The organism is Arthrobacter sp. zg.Y820 (assembly GCF_030125555.1).
Lineage (GTDB): Bacteria > Actinomycetota > Actinomycetes > Actinomycetales > Micrococcaceae > Arthrobacter_B.
Map to the genome: position 1 here is coordinate 21,578 of NZ_JASKLX010000016.1, position 18,822 is coordinate 40,399.

At 66.2% G+C, this 18,822-nt stretch carries 13 protein-coding genes and 1 tRNA gene; 7 read left to right on the forward strand and 7 right to left on the reverse strand.

Annotated elements, in window-relative coordinates:
• Positions 1-198 precede the first annotated feature (198 nt).
• Positions 199-2,145 carry an ABC transporter ATP-binding protein gene (locus QNN99_RS16445; RefSeq protein ID WP_229968112.1) on the forward strand — a complete coding sequence of 649 codons (1,947 nt, stop codon included), beginning with the start codon at positions 199-201 and terminating at the stop codon, positions 2,143-2,145.
• An 18-nt stretch (positions 2,146-2,163) separates the two neighbouring features.
• Here the strand turns inward: QNN99_RS16445 and QNN99_RS16450 are convergent.
• Both QNN99_RS16450 and QNN99_RS16455 read right to left on the reverse strand, forming a co-directional pair.
• Positions 2,164-2,240 (reverse strand) — tRNA-Arg (locus QNN99_RS16450).
• A gap of 29 nt (positions 2,241-2,269) precedes the next feature.
• Entirely contained in the window at positions 2,270-2,833 is a 564-nt protein-coding gene (locus QNN99_RS16455; protein ID WP_229968114.1) for a MarR family winged helix-turn-helix transcriptional regulator, read from the reverse strand.
• Positions 2,834-2,916: 83 nt separating this feature from the next.
• Here QNN99_RS16455 and QNN99_RS16460 point away from each other — a divergent pair, with 83 nt between their 5' ends.
• The gene (locus tag QNN99_RS16460; protein WP_229968116.1) at positions 2,917-5,058 is read left to right on the forward strand and encodes an MMPL family transporter; all 2,142 of its coding nucleotides are present in this window, start codon (positions 2,917-2,919) and stop codon (positions 5,056-5,058) included.
• Positions 5,059-5,148: 90 nt separating this feature from the next.
• Here QNN99_RS16460 and QNN99_RS16465 read toward each other — a convergent pair whose 3' ends face one another.
• A complete protein-coding gene (locus QNN99_RS16465) occupies positions 5,149-5,781 on the reverse strand; it encodes a hypothetical protein (RefSeq protein WP_229968118.1) in 633 nt (210 codons plus the stop codon).
• Positions 5,782-5,923: 142 nt separating this feature from the next.
• Here QNN99_RS16465 and QNN99_RS16470 point away from each other — a divergent pair, with 142 nt between their 5' ends.
• The 5 genes from QNN99_RS16470 (at position 5,924) to QNN99_RS16490 (ending at position 13,155) form a co-directional block, all read left to right on the forward strand.
• Entirely contained in the window at positions 5,924-6,724 is an 801-nt protein-coding gene (locus QNN99_RS16470) for an inositol monophosphatase family protein (protein ID WP_229968120.1), read from the forward strand.
• Between the two features lie 56 nt (positions 6,725-6,780).
• Positions 6,781-9,339: a DNA helicase PcrA gene (gene pcrA / locus QNN99_RS16475; protein ID WP_229968122.1), complete on the forward strand. Its 2,559-nt coding sequence runs from the start codon at positions 6,781-6,783 to the stop codon at positions 9,337-9,339.
• A 210-nt stretch (positions 9,340-9,549) separates the two neighbouring features.
• The gene (sucC, locus tag QNN99_RS16480) at positions 9,550-10,719 is read left to right on the forward strand and encodes an ADP-forming succinate--CoA ligase subunit beta (protein ID WP_229968124.1); all 1,170 of its coding nucleotides are present in this window, start codon (positions 9,550-9,552) and stop codon (positions 10,717-10,719) included.
• Between the two features lie 38 nt (positions 10,720-10,757).
• Positions 10,758-11,660 (forward strand): succinate--CoA ligase subunit alpha, encoded by a 903-nt coding sequence (gene sucD, locus QNN99_RS16485; protein ID WP_229968126.1) that lies wholly within the window; start codon positions 10,758-10,760, stop codon positions 11,658-11,660.
• An 85-nt stretch (positions 11,661-11,745) separates the two neighbouring features.
• A complete protein-coding gene (locus QNN99_RS16490; RefSeq protein ID WP_229968128.1) occupies positions 11,746-13,155 on the forward strand; it encodes a sugar porter family MFS transporter in 1,410 nt (469 codons plus the stop codon).
• A gap of 118 nt (positions 13,156-13,273) precedes the next feature.
• Here the strand turns inward: QNN99_RS16490 and QNN99_RS16495 are convergent, their stop codons facing one another.
• From QNN99_RS16495 to QNN99_RS16510, 4 genes are all read right to left on the reverse strand, one after another.
• A complete protein-coding gene (locus QNN99_RS16495; protein ID WP_229968130.1) occupies positions 13,274-14,821 on the reverse strand; it encodes an alpha/beta hydrolase in 1,548 nt (515 codons plus the stop codon).
• Positions 14,822-14,988: 167 nt separating this feature from the next.
• Positions 14,989-16,962, reverse strand: coding sequence for a BCCT family transporter (locus QNN99_RS16500; protein WP_229968132.1), 1,974 nt, complete (start codon positions 16,960-16,962; stop codon positions 14,989-14,991).
• A 290-nt stretch (positions 16,963-17,252) separates the two neighbouring features.
• Positions 17,253-17,810: a hypothetical protein gene (locus QNN99_RS16505; RefSeq protein WP_229968133.1), complete on the reverse strand. Its 558-nt coding sequence runs from the start codon at positions 17,808-17,810 to the stop codon at positions 17,253-17,255.
• The gene (locus tag QNN99_RS16510) at positions 17,807-18,688 is read right to left on the reverse strand and encodes a DUF6507 family protein (RefSeq protein WP_229968135.1); all 882 of its coding nucleotides are present in this window, start codon (positions 18,686-18,688) and stop codon (positions 17,807-17,809) included. Before QNN99_RS16510 ends, QNN99_RS16505 begins: the two co-directional genes overlap by 4 nt.
• Positions 18,689-18,822: the final 134 nt, after the last annotated feature.

Consider the following 18,822-nt stretch of genomic DNA (forward strand, 5'->3'; position numbering starts at 1 on the left):
GCGCGCTCAGCTTTGGAAGTGTCCGGGAACACATCGCTGCGCGATTCCTTAACCTGCGGCCAGAACATGCGGCCAGCCGGTGCTGCCGGCCATCTCCCTCGGCCGCGGTGCAGGTGCGGAGCCGAGGCGGAATGCTGCCGGACCGGAGTGTCAGTGCCGAGGCATAAACTGGAGAGTGCAAACAACGGAGGCGGCAAAATGAGCATGGAAGGCGCGGCGTGGAGCTCTCTTCATAAGATCTCCACCGCCAGGGGCAGCGACAATAAGATTTCCAAGGAGACGCTTCGGCGGATTATTGCTTTCGCCTCTCCCTACAAAAAGCAGCTGATCGGCTTCGTCCTGCTGTCCACGCTCGGAGCTTTTCTGGCGGTGGCCACTCCGGTCCTGGCCGGTGAGGTGGTCAATTCCATCGTCGCGGGTTCGGCAGCGGGCCGGGTGATCCAGCTGGCACTGCTGATCGCCGGGGTTGCGGTGGCGGATGCCGGGGTGTCAATGGCCACCCGGTGGTTCTCTTCCCGGATTGGTGAGCAAGTCATCCTGGACCTGCGGACAGCGGTTTTTGACCATGTCCAAAAAATGCCCATCGCCTTCTTTACGCGCACGCGCACAGGCGCCCTGGTCAGCCGGCTCAACAATGACGTCATTGGTGCGCAGCAGGCCTTCAGCGGCACCCTCTCCGGCGTGGTGAGCAACCTCGTCGCCCTGATCCTGACGCTGATCGTCATGCTCAACACCTCCTGGCAGGTGACCGTCCTGGCCATGCTGCTGCTGCCGGTGTTCCTTATTCCGGCCCGCCGCATGGGCGGCAAGCTGGCTTCGCTTCGGCGTGAAGCAGCGAATCACAATGCCTCCATGGGAACGCAGATGACCGAACGGTTCTCGGCGCCCGGAGCCACCCTGGTCAAGCTGTTCGGCCGGCCCGAGCAGGAGTCCGGCGAGTTTGCCGTCCGCGCCGCCCGAGTCCGCGACATCGGGGTGAAGATGGCCATGATGCAGGCGGTGTTCGTCACCGCACTGACCCTGGTTTCGGCCCTCGCACTGGCCCTGGTCTACGGCCTGGGCGGTTATCTGGCCCTGTCCGGGAGCCTGAACACCGGCGACGTCGTCACCCTTGCCCTGCTCCTCACCCGGCTTTATGCGCCGCTGACTTCGCTTGCCAACGCCCGGGTGGAGATCATGAGCGCCGTCGTGAGCTTTGAGCGGGTCTTCGAAATCCTGGATCTGAAACCGCTGATCCGCGAGAAGGACCAGCCCCTCCCGGTCCCCGACGGCCCGCTGGGCGTGGAGTTCGACGACGTCCGGTTCGCCTATCCGACGGCGGACAAGGTCTCGCTGGCATCGCTGGAGGACGTGGCGGTGCTTGATTCCCGCGGCGGCGAGGAGGTGCTGCATGGGATTTCGTTCCGGGTGGAACCCGGCCAGACCGTCGCTCTGGTCGGCACCTCCGGCGCCGGCAAATCCACCATTGCCCAGCTGCTGGCGCGCTTGTACGACGTCGACTCCGGAGCGGTGCGCTTCTCCGGCACCGATGTGCGGGACGTCAGTTTCGCCGGGATGCGCCAGGCGCTGGGCATGGTGACCCAGGACGGGCACCTGTTCCACGAGAGCATCCGCTCCAACCTGTTGCTGGCCAACCCCGAAGCCTCCGAAGATCAGGTTTGGGACGCGTTGCGCCGCGCCCGGCTGGAGAACCTGGTCCGTTCGCTGCCGGACGGGCTGGACACCATGGTGGGGGAGCGCGGCTACCGTCTGTCGGGAGGCGAACGCCAGCGGATGACGATTGCCCGGCTGCTGCTTGCCCAGCCGCGGATCGTGATCCTGGATGAGGCCACTGCTGCCTTGGACTCCACCTCTGAAGCTGCCGTTCAGGCGGCATTGGGCGAGGCGCTGGAGGGCCGCACCGCCGTCGTCATCGCCCACCGGCTCTCGACGATTCGCAATGCCGACAAAATCCTGGTGATTGAGGGCGGACGCATCGCTGAGCAGGGAACCCACGCCGACCTCATCGCCATGGGCGGCCGATATGCCGAACTGCACGATACCCAGTTTGCCGTGGGGAAAACCGCGGAGCCTGCCCCGCTGACGGAGAGTGCGGCAGAGGCAGAGGCAGGGGCAGGCGCCGGGCATCGGGCGCCGCTGCGCTAGGCCGCTGCTTTGCAAAGTTGGTGCCCCCGGCCGGAATCGAACCGACGACCTGCCCTTTAGGAGAGGGCCGCTCTATCCTACTGAGCTACGAGGGCGTGCCGCCGGTCTGGCCGGCAGGCGGTTATCAGCTTACCTGTTTCTGCGCTTGGCGGGCTGACGCGTTACCGCGCGTGTTGCCTGCCGGCGCCGCCGCAGCCGCTGAGGACGCATCAGAGGCTGCCGGCTCCGTGGTCTGCAGCGCCAGCTGATGTGCTGCGTAGGCCCCCCGCATGTCTTCCATGAACCGGTGGACGGTTCGAAGCTCTTCGGCGGAGTAGCCGCTCATGACGTCGTCGGTGAGCTTGCCGAGAGGGCCGAAGTAGGCCCCGGCCAGCTGCATTGCCAGCGGCTCGAAATGCAGGGTCACCTTGCGCCGGTCTGCATGGTCCCGGTTGCGGTGGATGTGTCCGATCCGCTCGAGCCGGTCGATCACCGCCGTCGTCGCACCGGTGGAGGTGCCGAGCAGGGTGCTGAGCCGGCCGGCCGTGAGGGCCTCGTGCCGGGTTTCGGCTTCCATGATCAGGGTGAGCGCGCGCATGTCAGTGGCGTTGAGCCCGTGACGGTGCGCAAAAGTATCCGCCACCCGCTGTCCGTCCACGGCCATGCCGCGGATCGCGTTGACGATATCCCGCTTGAGATTCTTCTCCACGGTCCTATAGTAGCTCGATATTGAAATGTCTCTAAAAGTGAGATACTTTACTTCGGAGATACTTTAGTGCACCAGGAGCGAGCATGTACGCAGGGATAGTGAAATCCGCCAAAGCGGCCTGGATTACGCTGCTGCTGAGCCTTGCGGTCATCATTGGCCTCTTTGCTTTGCCGGCGCAGGAAAACGAGGCGTCCACTGTCGGCGGCCTCAGCGACAAGTACCAAACCACGCAGGTCAACGAACTCCTGGAAGAATTTCCGGATGCCCAGGAATCCACGGCGCTGATCGTCGTCTCGCGGGCCGACGGCGCGGCAATGACCGACGCCGACCAGGCCGCGATCGCCGGCATCAACGCGGCTGCCACTGAGCTCGGCGCTGTGGGTCCGCCGCCCCAGGTGCCGCCGATCGTTTCCGAAAACAAGCTGGTGGCCCTCGTTCCGGTGACCCTCCAGGCTGCCGCCGACGACGGTGACGCCGTGTCGGCTGAAGTGGAGAGCCTGCGCCAGGGCATTTCCGATGCCGCTCCGGAGGGTCTCACCGCCGAGCTGACCGGCGGGGCCGCCTTCACGGCGGATCTGGCCGGCGTGTTCTCCGGCGCCAACTTCATCCTGCTGACCGTCACGGCCGGCGTGGTGGCCCTGCTGCTGCTCATTACCTACCGTTCGCCGTGGCTCTGGCTGGTGCCGCTGGCGGTAGTGGGGACCATTGAGCAGGCAGCCCTGAAGGTGGTTGACCTGCTGGCACCGGTGGTTGGCATCGATGTGGACCCCTCGGCGGTGGGCATCACCAGCGTGCTGGTGTTTGGTGCCGCCACCAACTATGCGCTCCTGCTGATCGCGCGCTACCGCGAAGAGCTGCGCATCCATGAATCCAAGTATTCGGCCATGGGTCGGGCGCTCTCCCGGACCCGGGAAGCCATCATCGCCTCGGGCGGCACCGTGATCCTCGCCCTGCTCGTGCTGCTCTTTACTGACACCATGAGCTACCGCGGCCTGGGCTTTTCGGCCGCGACCGGCATTGTCCTGGCCATCCTCAGCGCCCTCTTCATCCTGCCCGCCGCGCTGGTCCTGCTCGGCCGGAAACTGTTCTGGCCGTTCGTGCCCAAGGTCGGCGACGCCGCCCGTGAAGGCAAGTTCTGGGGCAAGCTTGGCGAGGCCACGGCACGTGCACCCAAGCGCATTGCCGGCGCGGCCGTCGTCGTCCTGCTGGCCGCAGGCGGATTGTTGCTCAACGTCCAGATCGGCCTGAGCGAAAACGAACAGTTCACGGAGAAGCCGCAGGCTGTCACCGCTGCTGAAACACTCGCCGAAGGCTTCCCAGCCGGGTCCTCCTCGCCGGTGATCGTGCTGGTCAACTCGGACAGCGCCGATGCCGCAGTGGCCGAACTCGCGGAGCTGGAGAGCGTGTCCGGAGCGGACGTAGCGTCCGAGCACAACGGGATGACCCGCATCGACGTCATCGACAGCTACGAACCCGGCACCGCCGAGGCGAATGCCTTCATCGAGGACCTGCGCGCGGATCTGGCCGCCAATCCGGACTACGGAGCACTGGTCGGCGGTGAAGCCGCCGAGCGCGTGGACCAGGTTGCAGCGAACACCCACGACTTCACCCTGGTGGTCACCTCGGTGATCATCCTGGTCTTCCTGGTCCTGCTGGTGCTGTTGCGCAGCCTCGTGGCGCCGGTGCTGCTGGTCGCCTCCGTGCTGCTGACCTTCGTCGCAAGCACCGGCATCAGCTGGTTCCTGTTCGTGAACGTGCTTGGCTTCCCGGCCCTGGATACGCTCACGCTGCTGTACAGCTTCATCTTCCTGGTGGCCCTGGGTGTGGACTACAACATCTTCCTGACCACGCGGGCCCGGGAGAACGCCATGACCATGGGCACCAAGCAGGGCATGCTCAGCGCCCTGCGCTCCACCGGCGGGGTCATCACCAGTGCCGGCATCCTGCTGGCCGCGGTGTTCGCCGTCCTCGGCGTGCTGCCGCTGGTTACCCTGACCCAGGTCGGCATTACCGTGGCGATCGGTGTCCTGCTGGACACCCTGGTGGTGCGGACGGTCATCGTTCCGGCGCTGGCCTTCATCCTGGGCGAGAAGTTCTGGTGGCCGTCCAAGCCTGCCGCGCCTGGCGGCACCGGCGGCCGGCACGAGGCCCGGACCTCGGGCGACGGTTCGGGTCCGGTGCTGGACGCGGCACCCGCCGGCGCGCACCGGGCGCCCACGCGCTAAGACGCCCGGATCCTCAGCAGTGAGGGCCCGATCCCGGCTTTACGCCGGGCTCGGGCCCTCACTGGGTCTGGCTGCATCGGGGGAGGAACCCTACGGCGTATCTTTCGGGGTGCTCTGGCTGGGCCCGGTGCGTTTGCTGAACACGGCAACCACGGCCGCCAGCAGGCTCAGGCCGAAAAGCACCCAGCGGGCTATGGTCAGGGCGCTGGCCAGGGCCGCGTCTCCGTTCGAGAGGGTTTCCGAGCCCAGAGCGGCATCAATGGCGACGTTCTCCCACAGGTCCACGATGACAAAGAGGATGGGCGCGGCCCACAACACCCAGCGCTTGACCCGGCCGCGGGCGTTCAGCCCGATGATCAGCAGCCAGGTGAACCCGAACATCAGCGGGAAGATGGTGCCGGCGGTCTTGTGCACGTAGCTGAGCTGGCCGAGGGCATCGGCGTCCATCACCGAGCGCAGGTCCGCCAGATACTCCGAGCTGTAGCCGCCCACCAGCGAATCTGGCATGGCCATGCCGTTGCTCAGCTGGGTCATCTGGTCCAGCACCATGATGTGCAGGTAGAAGAACATGAAGAGCGTGGTCGCCACCGCCGCCACCAGGAGCAGGTTGGCGTTGCTCTTGGCCTGCTGCGGAGCGCGGGCAGTGGTCAGTTTCGCTAGGTGCGGGGGCTGGACGGCTTTCTCGCCGTGTTTCGCTGCCCGCTGTGCCGGAGTTTTTCCCATGCTTAACAGTATGGCCGCTGCATGGTTTAAGGCCGCGATGCAGTATCGCCGCTGCATGGTTCAGGGCCGCGATCCGGCGGTCTCCGGGGCTCGCCGCCGCTGCGCTTGCCGGGAGGCCGCTGACGCCCGCTAGGGTGGCTGCATGAGTGTTCACGCCGCAAAAGACGACTTTTCCCTGGCCGCGAACCTGGTGCGCGACGCCGGTGCGCTGGCCCTGCGCATGCGCTCGCAGGGCCTGACGGCCACTGCCAAGACCACTGTGTCCGATGTCGTGACGGCCGCCGACCACGCCGCGGAAAAGCTGGTGGTGGACAGGCTTCGCCAGCTGCGTCCGAACGACGGGATCGTGGGGGAGGAAGGCGCCAGCGTCACGGGCACGTCCGGCCGGTCCTGGGTGATTGATCCGGTGGACGGCACTTACAACTTTTTTGCCGGCTCCACGTACTGGTGCTCCGCTCTTGCCCTGAAAGCAGACGATCCGGAAGCTGTGGACGGAGATCCTGAGGTGCTGCTGGGCGCCATTTACCAACCGCAGGAAGACCGGCTGTGGCTGGGCGGTGAAGGCCATCCGGCAACCCTCAACGGGGCGCTGCTTCCCCGGCTCGAGGATGCGCCGCTGGATCGCCTCAGCGCCGGGACCTACCTGCATCCGACCTGGTTGATGCGTCCGGAGGTGGCCGGTCCGTGGACTGCTGCCGCGTCCCGGACCGCGACCATTCGCATGCTGGGGTCGGGTTCCTGTGACCTTGGCGGTGTCGCCTCCGGGCGGCTCGGGGCCTGGTTCCAGCACAGCTGCCCGGAATGGGACTGGCTGCCGGGCAAGGCAATCGTGCGGGCCGCCGGCGGCAGCACCGCCGTCGCGGTCATCAACGGCTTCCGCTGGCATATCGCGGGAACCGCCTCGGCAGTGCGCGAGATCGGCGGCGCGCTGGCTTCGGTTTAGCCGGCGGTGTGGATCCGCCGGAATGGTCAGCGGCAGCACCTAGACTTAAGAACACCATGGACTATCTTTTTGATCCGTACTTTTCAGCCGCCAAAACGGGCACTGCCAAAACGGGCACTGCCAAAACGGGCACTGCCCAAACGGACACCGCCCAAGCCGAACCCGGCCAGACGGAGTCCGCCACGACTGGCTCTGCCCGGACCGGTTCCTCGGCCGACCCCGCCCGCGACGGGGCGGAGCACCCGAGGGCTTCCCGCGTCAATGAACACCGGGCAGCGGAACTGCTGGAGGGCCTGAACCCGCAGCAGGAGGAAGCGGTCAAACACGGCGGTTCACCGCTGCTGATCGTTGCCGGGGCCGGGTCCGGCAAGACCCGCGTCCTCAGCCACCGGATCGCCTATCTGATGGCTACCGGACGCTCCAACCCCGGCCAGATCCTGGCCATCACGTTCACCAACAAGGCCGCCGCGGAAATGCGTGAGCGGATTGAGGCGCTGGTGGGCGGGGTCGCGAAGACCATGTGGATCTCCACCTTCCACTCCTCCTGCGTGCGCATCCTGCGCCGCGAGGCCAAATCGGTGGGGATGAATTCCAACTTCTCCATTTACGACTCCGCGGACTCGCTGCGCCTGATCACCCTGGTGGCCAAGGGCCTGGACCTGGATCCCAAGCGGTTCACGCCCAAAATGATCATGCACAAGATTTCGGCGCTGAAGAACGAGCTGATCGACGACGAGACCTACGCTGCCACCGCCAACCTGGCCGATCCGTTCGAGCAGGCCGTCGCTGACGTGTACAGGGGCTACACCGAGCGCATGCGTTCGGCCAACGCCATGGACTTTGACGACCTGATCGCGCAGACCGTGTACATGTTCCGCGCCTTCCCGGGAGTGGCCGAGTACTACCGCCGCCGGTTCCGCCACATCCTGGTGGACGAGTACCAGGACACCAACCACGCCCAGTACGCCCTGGTCCGCGAGCTGGTGGGGGTGCCGGGGGAAAGCAGCACGCTCGACATCCCTCCGGCCGAACTCACGGTGGTCGGTGACTCGGACCAGTCCATCTACGCCTTCCGCGGCGCCGACGTGCGCAACATCGTGGACTTCGAGAAGGACTATCCGTCGGCCCGGACCATCCTGCTGGAGCAGAACTACCGCTCCACGCAGAACATCCTGAACGCGGCCAACGCGGTGATCTCCCGCAACCCCAACCGGCCCGAGAAGCGGCTGTGGACGGCGGAGGGCAGCGGCGAGAAGATCATCGGCTACGTCGGTGAAAACGAGCACGAGGAAGCCCGGTTCATCGCCGAGGAAATCGACCGGCTGCAGGACGAGGAAAACCTGCGTCCCGGCGATGTGGCGGTGTTCTACCGCACCAACGCCCAGTCCCGTTCCCTCGAAGACGTCCTGGTCCGGGTGGGGCTTCCCTACAAGGTGGTGGGCGGCACCCGGTTCTACGAGCGCAAGGAAATCAAGGACGCGCTGGCGTACCTGCGGGTGCTGGTGAACTCCGACGACGTCGTGAACCTGCGCCGGATCCTGAACGAACCCAAGCGCGGGATCGGCGACCGGGCGGAATACTCGGTCGCTGCCCTGGCCGAACGGGAGCGCATCTCGTTCATGGCTGCCCTGCGCAGGGCGGCCGAGGCCCCCGGGCTGGCCACCCGCTCGCTGAATGCCGTCAACGGGTTCGTCAAGCTCATTGACGATCTCGCCGAAGTCGCCAACGGTTCCGGTGCGGCCGCCGCACTGGAAGCGGTGCTCGAACAGACCGGGTACCTGGCCCAGCTGCGCTCCTCGGCGGACCCGCAGGACGAATCCCGGGTGGAGAACCTCGCAGAACTTGTGGCGGTGGTCCGCGAATACGAAAAGGACAATCCGGAGGGGTCCCTGGGGGAGTTCCTCGAACAGGTCTCCCTCGTGGCCGACGCCGACTCCATACCGGACGCCCCGGAGGGCTCGGCCGAGGAAGTTGCCGCCGCCGTCGAGGAATCCCGCCGCCAGGGCGTGGTCACCCTGATGACCCTGCACACCGCCAAGGGCCTGGAATTCCCCGTGGTCTTCCTGACCGGCATGGAACAGGGGCTGTTCCCGCACCAGCGATCCGCCACCGATCCGGCGGAACTGGCCGAGGAGCGCCGGCTCGCCTACGTGGGGCTCACCCGGGCGCGCAAGCGCCTGTACATCACGCGCTCGGAAGTGCGCAGCATGTGGGGGCAGAGCCAGTACAACCCGGCCAGCCAGTTTGTCGGGGAGATCCCGGGGGACCTGATTGAGTGGAAGCGCGAGGGCATGGACCGGCCCACGTGGGGCGGTAACACCGGCTCCACGTCCAGCCGCTACGACGGCTCCTCCTGGGGCGCGGGGTCGTCGTCGGGCAACGGCACCGGAGGCAGCATCGCCGCCGCCCCCGTGTCCAAGGCCATTGGCCGGGTGCAGCCGCAGAAGGAGGTCATCTCCGTGGGAGTGGGCGACAAGGTCAACCACACGACCTTCGGCTCCGGGACGGTGCTCGCGGTGGAGGGCAGCGGCGACAAGACCGTCGCCAAGGTGAAGTTCGACGTCGGTGAGAAGCGCCTGCTGCTGCGTTACGCGCCCCTGACCAAGGAGTCCTGACCCCCGAACCGGCTGCCGTCCGCAATAACCCACCCGCCTCGATTTCTACAAACCATAGAACTGTGCGCTTAATCACTAAAGAGGTAGTCTGGGGACGGCGTTCGATGCCGAGCGACTAAAGTTCCAGTGGGGCAGACCGGCATGACGCATCTGCTTCGGCGATCATCTGATCGAACGTAAACCTACTTCGACGTAGAAGGACACTAGCCCGTGGACCTGTTTGAATATCAGGCGCGCGATATGTTTGAGGCGCACGGTGTACCCGTGCTTGCCGGAATCGTGGCGCACACTCCCGAAGAAGCAAAAGCTGCAGCCGAGAAGATTGGCGGCGTAGTCGTCGTCAAAGCACAGGTCAAGGTCGGTGGCCGAGGCAAGGCCGGCGGCGTCAAGGTTGCGAAGACCCCTGACGAGGCGTTCTCGTACGCCTCCGACATCCTCGGCATGGACATCAAGGGCCATACCGTTCACACCGTGATGATTGCCCAGGGCGCAGACATCGCCGAGGAGTTCTACTTCTCGGTCCTTCTGGACCGTGCCAACCGCAACTACCTGGCCATGTGCTCGGTGGAAGGCGGCATGGAGATCGAGGTCCTCGCCGTTGAGCGCCCCGATGCCCTGGCCCGCGTTGCCGTTGATCCCGCCGTCGGCATCGATTCCGCCAAGGCCGAAGAGATTGTTGACGCCGCAGGCTTCGCCCCTGAACTGCGTGAAGGCGTCGTCAACGCGATCCTCAAGCTCTGGGACGTCTTCGTCAAGGAAGACGCCACCCTGGTGGAGGTCAACCCGCTGGTTCGGACCGGCGCCGGCGACATCGTCGCCCTCGACGGCAAGGTTTCCCTGGACGAAAACGCAGACTTCCGCCAGCCCGGCCACGCCGAGCTGGAAGACAAGGACGCTGCTGACCCGCTGGAGGCCAAGGCCAAGGCCAACGACCTCAACTACGTCAAGCTTGATGGCCAGGTAGGCATCATCGGCAACGGAGCCGGCCTGGTCATGTCCACGCTCGACGTCGTCGCCTACGCCGGCGAGAAGCACGGCAACGTGAAGCCGGCCAACTTCCTGGACATCGGCGGCGGAGCTTCGGCATCCGTCATGGCCGCCGGCCTGGACGTCATCCTCAACGATGAGCAGGTCAAGTCGGTGTTCGTGAACGTCTTCGGCGGCATCACCGCGTGTGACGCCGTCGCGAACGGCATCGTCAAGGCCCTGGAAATCCTCGGCGACGAAGCCAACAAGCCGCTGGTCGTCCGCCTGGACGGCAACAACGTCGAAGAAGGCCGCCGCATCCTTGCCGAGGCCAACCATCCGCTGGTCACGCTGGCCACCACCATGGACGAAGGCGCCGACAAGGCTGCCGAGCTCGCTTACGCCGCTCGCTGACCCCAGCCTGTCGAACCTTTTAGAAAGAGAATCCCCTTATGTCTATCTTTTTGAACAAGGACTCCAAGGTCATCGTTCAGGGCATCACCGGCGGCGAAGGAACCAAGCACACCGCCCTGATGCTCAAGGCCGGAACCCAGGTTGTCGGCGGCGTTAATGCCCGCAAGGCCGGAACCACGGTCGTGCACGGCGACGTCGAACTGCCCGTCTTCGGCACCGTCACCGAGGCCATGGACAAGACGAACGCCGATGTCTCCATCGTCTTCGTGCCGCCGGCCTTCACCAAGGACGCCGTCATGGAAGCGATCGACGCCGGCATCGGCCTCGTCGTCGTCATCACCGAGGGCGTTCCCGTGCAGGATTCCGCCGAGTTCTGGGCCCACGCCCAGTCCAAGGTGGACGAGAACGGCAACCAGGTCACCCGCATCATCGGCCCGAACTGCCCCGGCATCATCACCCCGGGCGAAGCCCTCGTCGGCATCACCCCGAACAACATCACTTCCAAGGGCCCGATCGGCTTGGTCTCCAAGTCCGGCACCCTGACCTACCAGATGATGTACGAACTGCGGGATCTGGGCTTCTCCACCGCAATCGGCATCGGCGGGGACCCTGTCATCGGCACCACGCACATCGACGCCCTGGCTGCGTTCGAAGCTGATCCCGAGACCAAGGCCATCGTCATGATCGGCGAAATCGGCGGCGACGCCGAAGAGCGTGCGGCCGAGTTCATCAAGGCCAACGTCACCAAGCCCGTTGTGGGCTACGTGGCCGGCTTCACCGCTCCCGAAGGCAAGACCATGGGCCACGCCGGCGCCATCGTCTCCGGTTCCGCAGGAACCGCGCAGGCCAAGAAGGAAGCCCTTGAAGCTGCGGGCGTCAAGGTCGGCAAGACGCCGTCCGAGACCGCCACCCTGCTGCGCGAAGTCTACGCAGCCCTCTAGTACACGCACGCAACGCCCCCGTCGGCCGGAATTCCTCCGGACGACGGGGGTTTTTGTGCGCTTGGATATAAGCAGAAAGAAACTGATGTCTCCAACTCTTTCCCCCGGGACGGTCGCGAAACCGGTCGGGAACCGCCACCGCGGCGCGCTGGGCCGCGCCTCCTGGATTGCCACGCTGGGCGGGTTCCTGTTCGGCTATGACACCGGGGTCATCAACGGGGCGCTGCCCTTCATGCAGGCGGACCTCGGGCTGACACCGTTCACCGAAGGCCTGATCACCTCCAGCCTGCTCTTCGGGGCGGCCTTCGGCGCGCTGGTTGCCGGCCACCTCGCCGACCGCTTCGGCCGCCGCCGGCTGCTGATGGCGCTGGCCGTGGTTTTCCTGGCCGGAGCCCTCGGGACCGCCGTTGCTCCCTCCATCGGGCTGATGGTCGTCGCTCGCGTGGTGCTGGGCCTGGCCGTGGGCGGCGCGTCCGCCGTCGTGCCCATGTTCCTGTCCGAAATTGCGCCCGCCGCCCGGCGCGGACAAATGGTGACCCGGGACCAGCTGATGATCGTCACCGGCCAGCTGGCGGCCTTCACCACCAATGCCGTGATCGGCAATGTGTGGGGCGACGAGAACCATATCTGGCGCTGGATGCTGGCGGTCGCCACGCTCCCGGCCATCGCGCTGTGGATCGGCATGAAGTTTGTGCCGGAGAGCCCGCGCTGGCTCGCCGCGCAGGGCAGGTACCCGCAGATGATGGCGGTGCTGCAGAAAATCCGCAGCTCGGAGGACGCGCAAACGGAGTACGACGACGTCCGTGCCCTGGCCAGCCATGAAACCACCCGCCACGGGTCGCTGAAGGACTTCGCCGAACCATGGCTGTTCCGGGTGCTGCTGATCGGCATGGGCATGTCGGTGGTTCAGCAAATCACCGGCGTCAACGCGATCGTGTACTACGGCACGCAGATCCTGGCCGACGCCGGTTTCGGCACCGAGGCCGCGCTGACCGCGAACATCGCCAACGGCGTGGTGTCGGTAGCCGCGGCGATCCTGGGGATTTGGCTGCTGGGCAAGGTGGGCCGCCGGCCCATGCTCATCACCGGACTGATCGGTACGTCAACGACGCTGCTGCTGATCGGCGTCGCCTCCCTGACCATGGCCGAAGGCACAGCCAGAGGGTTTGTGGTGCTGTCCTTGACCGTCCTGTTCCTGGCCTTCCAACAGGGCTCCATCTCCCCGGTCACCTGGCTGATGATCGCCGAGGTCTTCCCGCTGCGGGTCCGCGGGCTCGGCATGGGGCTCTCGGTCTTCGTGCAGTGGATGGCCAACTTCGCCGTCGGCTTCTCATTCCCGATGCTGATGGCCGGGCTGGGAATTTCCAGCACGTTCTTCATTTTCGTGGCGCTGGGGATTTGCGCCATTCTCTTCGTGAAGCGGTTCATGCCGGAGACACAGGGCAAGAGCCTGGAGCAGGTGGAAGCGGAGCTGAAGGCCGCCGGAACCAAGTAGGCACTATCCGGATAGGCGCCCCAATTGAAAGGGAACCTGCCCGCCGCGGTCAACGGCGTTGCAGGTTCCCTTTCGTCGTTTCTGCCAGTAGGTTCTTAGCCCGTTGTCTGGCCGGTGCCTAGGGAACAGCCGGGTATGCCGCCACGGTCGGCAGGCTGACCGCAGCGGTGAAGCTGGTCAGCGCCGTCGCCTTGGGCGGGGCGTACACGGATGACGCCGGCGTTACCTGCAGCACCAGCCTGCTGGCGGCGGTCACGGTGTAGGAGACCTCTTCCAGCGGGATGGTCAGCGTGTGCTCTTTGCCATCCAGTACCAGCGGCACCGGCGTAACCTGATTGCCCAGCACCAGTGAGGCCCGGGCCCTGTCGATGATCTGCGCATAGACGTGGGTGCTGCCTTGCCGGGCGTATCCCCGGTAGGTCAGCGTCAGCTGCGGGGCACCGAAGACCGAGGTGGATACCGCAGGCGCGGTGATCGGCACGTTGAGTGCCGCCGGCGCTACGGCTGCTGCCACGACGGCGCCGCTGACGGCAACGGGGGAGAGCAGCAGGGAACCCTTGCCGGTGCCGGCCAGGGCGCCGGTGGCTTCGGGGTAACCCGGAGCGCCGCGCGTCACGCCCGCCTGGTCAATGAACTCGAACGCTGGGCCGGTGCTCACCGGCTGATCCTTCAGGTATTTGGCGAACCAGTTCAGCACGGCCGGGGTGATCCGGTCCGGGCCTGCCGTCGAGTTGCACAGACCGTGCCCGCCGCAGAACTGGAGCATCTTCGCGGGGGTGCCGGTGCCGCTGATCAGGGCATAGTTGCGCGTGGCCTCATTCAGGGTGAACAGGGTGTCCGCCGTCCCCTGAATGATCAGGGTGGGGGCGGTGATGGAGGTGAACATCTCCTCCGACGTCAGCGAGCTGAAGTACGCCACCGATTCAGCGCTGAGCCGGTTCGGATAGGTCAGGCCCTCCGTGCAGGCCTTGCGCACGGGGGCGGCCAGCGCACCCTGGTTGCCGACCAGTGAGCCGAGCTGGCCCAGCGCGGTTCCCTCCGCGCAGAGCAGGGCGCCCCAGCCGGTCTTGAAGGAGCCCGCCTTGTACAGGCTGGTGGTCAGGTCGTTCCAGGCGATGGTGGGGGCGATGGCGTCCACCCGCTGGTCCTGGGCGGCAAGCACAAACTGGATGCCTCCGCCATAGGACGCGCCCGCCATGCCGAGCACCGGATCGCCCGGCGCGTCCAGCCGGGCTTCGGGTTGGGCGGCGATGAAATCGATGAGCGCCTCGCCGTCCCGGCCCTCGTATGCCGGGTTGTTGACGTAGGCCTCGCCGCCGCTGAGGCCGAAGCCGCGCGGATCCCAGGTCACCACGTTGTAGCCTGCGTCGCGCAGCGGAGCGATGCCGATGGAGCCGATCAGGGTGCTGGTGGTGCTTGACGGAATCCGTGCACCCGGGAGCCCGAAGCCGGGTCCCACCATGACGGTGGGCGCCTGCTGCCCGGCGGCCAGGCCGGTGGCCGGGAAGAAGTTGGTGTGGATCGGTGTGCCGTCAAAACTGGTAACGACGACGTCGGTGCGGGACACCGGTGCGGGCGCCGGTGCGGCTAATGCGGCGGGGGCTGCGGCCAGAGACGAGCTCAGGAGCCCCGCGGCAACCGCCAGGATGCGAACGTGCTTTCTCATAGTGACCCCATTGTCGAGTGCGAGGAAAAGCCAGTTACCGGGCGGTAACTTTCGGCAGGCTACTGGGCGGCAGGAAGTCGCACAAGGGCGGAAAGAGAAGGGGTTCCACCGGGCAGCAAAAAAGGGATCCCCGGGCAAGCCCGGGGATCCCTTTGATGAAACCGGTGTTAGCGGCGCGGGCGGAGGCTGCCGCCGTCGGCGCCCCTCCGGGGTTCCCGGAAGTCGGCTGCGGCCTGCGAGGCGGCGCCCGGAACGGAAGCCGGTGCCGGAGCATCCTGCGACGTGGTGTCGTGTTCCTGAGTGGCCAGATCGAAGGTCGACCCGCCGTGCTCGTCAACGCCGGAGGCGATGGCGCGCTCCACCACGTTCTTGGTCAGCTGGCGCCGCAGGGCGATCGGATCGCGGGCCAGATCCTTCGCCAGGGCCACGGTCATCAGGAGCATCACCAGCGCAAACGGCAGGGCCGCCACGATGGTGATGCGCTGCAGCGCACCCAGTGCCAGCGACGGATCGTCGCCGCCGGCCATGAGCATCACTGCGGCAACGGCTCCGGTGAGGACACCCCAGAAGATGATGATGCCGCGCGCGGGATGCTCGGCTCCGTTCGAGCTGAGGGAGCCCATCACGATGGAGGCGGAGTCGGCTCCGGTGATGAAGAAGATGCCCACGAGCACCATGGCCAGGATCCCGACGGCCGCTGCTATCAGGTTGGGCAGGGGCAGCATGGCGAACAGCTCAAAGAGCGCTGCGTCGGTGCCTGCCGACGCAATCAGCGCGTCGGCCTCACCCGGCCCCGCGTTCTGCGCAGCGCCGATGCCGGCTCCGCCGAAGATCGAGAACCACAGGACGGTGACAACGAACGGAACCAGCAGGACGCCGGTCACGAACTGCCGGATGGTGCGTCCGCGGCTGATGCGGGCGATGAACATGCCCACGAACGGCGTCCAGGACAGCCACCAGGCCCAGTAGAAGATGGTCCAGCCGGAGAGCCAGTCGCGCATTGTCTCGTCCCCGACAGCTTCGGTCCGTGAGGCCATCTCCGCCATGTTCCCCGCGTAGTCAGCGATGGCGGAGGGAATGACATTGAGGATAAAGAGGGTAGGTCCGGCGATGAAGACGATGACCGCCAGAAGCAGTGCCAGGCCCATGTTGATGTTCGAGAGCCACTGGATGCCCTTGGAAATCCCGGACATGGCCGAGGCCACGAAGCAGGCGGTCAGGATTGCCACAATGGCCACCAGGATGGGTGTGCCGACAGTGCCGATCCAGCCGGTGGATTCCAGGCCGCTGCCGATCTGGAGTGCGCCGAGGCCCAGGGAGGCCGCGGTGCCGAACAGCGTGGCGAAGATCGCGAAGACGTTCAGGACCTTGCCCAGCGGACCGTCCACGCGTGCCCTGCCGAACAGGGAAGTGAAGGTGGAGGAAATGAGCTGCTTTCGGCCCAGCCGGTAGGTGCCGTACGCCATGGCGATGCCCACGATGGCGTACATGGCCCAGGGGTGCAGGCCCCAGTGGAAGATCGAGGTGGCCATTGCCGTGCGGATGGCTTCCGGGGTTTCCCCGTCAACGGTCCCCGGCGGCGGCGAGATGAAGTGGAACACCGGCTCGGCCACACCGTAGAACATCAGGCCAATGCCCATGCCCGCGGCAAACATCATGGAAATCCAGGAGAGTGTCTTGAACTCCGGTTCCTCATCGTCCTTGCCCAGCGGAATGTTGCCGAACCGGCCCAGCGCCAGCCACAGGACGTAGACAACAAAGAAGGAGGCCAGCAGGACGAACATCCAGCCGGTGTTCTTCATGACCCAGTCCAGCGCCGTCTGCGAGGAGGTCGCCAGCGACTCGCGCCCGAAGAAGCCCCACAGAACGAAGGCGACAGCCAGGGCGCCGGTCACGCCGAAGAGGACCTTGTCCAGCTTGGCGGGCGTCTCGGTGGTGCGGGCGGTTTCGTGTGCGCGTTCGGTTTCGCGAAGCTGCTGGAGCAGTTCCTGATCCGGGTCGGAATCCGCTTGCAGGGTCTCTGCCTGCAGATGGCGACCGTTCGATGATGCCGTTCCGGCGTCCGCGCCATGGAGGATTGCTCCGCTGCGTGCGTCCGGATCCTGCCCCGGAACGGGGGCGGGCTCAGTGATGTTAGCCATAGGCCTTCCTTGGTGTTGCTTCCTTGGTGTTAACGGAAGAAACGCCCGGCTCCCAAAGGGGAGTCGTCGGGCAAGCATGGGAGGCGGCGGCCGGGACCCGGATTCGCAGGATTATTCGTCTGCGGGCATGGCTCTACCGGGTGATGAAAGCGACGCTGCCCCTCTTCTGCGTTTCTCCCGCACCTGGTATTGGTGATGCGTAGTCCTTATTAGAGTTTCCCGCATGGCAGGGCAAGTCAAATCGCCGGGGCGGTCCTGAACGGTACCGTGCACGCTACAACGCCGTGGCCCTAGGGCATTGCGGAAACACGAGTGTCGGAGTACACACCCGCCCCGCTCGTCGTCGAGTCGATTGTCCACCCGGCCAGCAGGGTCAGGATGCGGATGCACTCGTCTTCGGCGCTGGCCAGATCGGCGGCGAGCCGGTCGGCTTCGGCCTGCAGGAGGTGCCCCGGAAGAGTTCCGGGGCTGTTTTCACTCAACAAGGCCAGGACCGGACCGGCAGCGAGCCGCTCTTCGGCCTGCAGATCCTCCACCGCGCCCTGCAGTGCGAGCCGTTTCCGGCGGATTCCGTCGACGGCAGCGGCGAAGGTCTCCAACGCCGCAGCTGCACGGACCGCAGACTCCAGAACGGACTCCCCGGCAACCCGTGGCCCGTCCAGCGCGGCGTGGACCAGATGCTGCTCGGGGGCGGCATAGGCCGCCGCCAGGAGAGACCAGTGGGAGTGGGCCCGTCGAATGGACTCACCGGCGCGGGAACTGCACTTTAGGAGCATGGCTGCCCCTTCCCGAAGCTCCGGTATGGCCGGCAGTTCAGCCGTGCCGCTCAGATCAATGAAGGTACTCATGTCAGGCCCCACTTTCCGCTGGAATTTTCGCCGGAAACAGCTTCCGGTCCGCCAAGGGCCACGGGCAGGGGCAGCCGCTTGGCCTCCAACGGCCAGGCATGAACGTGACCGGGCGGCGGCGTGATCCGCGGATTCGGGAACAACGCGGGCAGGGGCCGGGCCGGCCACCGGGGATACCAGCCGCCGGGCGGATAAGCGGGGCCGCGCCACCACGGCCCGAGGCAGCCAGGATGGGGTGGCCAGCTGCCCGGACAGGGGTAGTACAGCCGCAGCATCAAGTCCCGTGCCACGACGATGGGCGGGCGTCCCGGGAGCGCCGGCCGGAAGAGCCAAGCCGGACGCCAGGGCGGCGGACCCGGCAGCGGTGTCACGGTTCCGGAATCGGGGTCCGGCTCCGGCTCCGGCTTCTGCGGCAGCGGCTTCGGCCGTGGAGCAGGCAGTGCGCGTGCAGAACCTGAGTCCTGCCCTCCGGATTTCGGCAACGGCAACGGCGCCGGCGGTGCCGACGGAACAATGGGAAGAGCTGCAGGCGGGAGCGCTGACTCCGCGCGATGTCCTGAGGCGTCCGGGACGGCGGCTGCGGCGGCTTCAGCCCGCGCCCGCATCTCCTCGTCTGCGCGCAGATACTCGGCGACTGCCTGGTTGGCGCCCTGCACCGCATCCTCGGCACGGCTCAGGACCGACTGCAGGTTCGGAAGGATTTCCCCCGCGCCCAGGGTGGTGAAGGCACGGGCCACCCGGCTGGAACCCAGGGCGGTCGCAACGGTGTCCACACTGCGCTGGAACTCGGCGGGAACGGAGGCCAGAACCGCAAGCTCTGCCTCCGTTTTCCGGACCGCGTCCATCGCCGCAGCGGTGTCGATGTCGTAGGCAACCATGATGGATCCCTTCCTTGCCACGCAGGCCTACGCCACACAGATGATCGGTTCAAAGACGGCCCTCCCGGCAGCTGATCAGGCGAGCCGGAGAGGATCCGCGGTGCGGATCCCGGCCGGTCCGCTCAATCTAACCG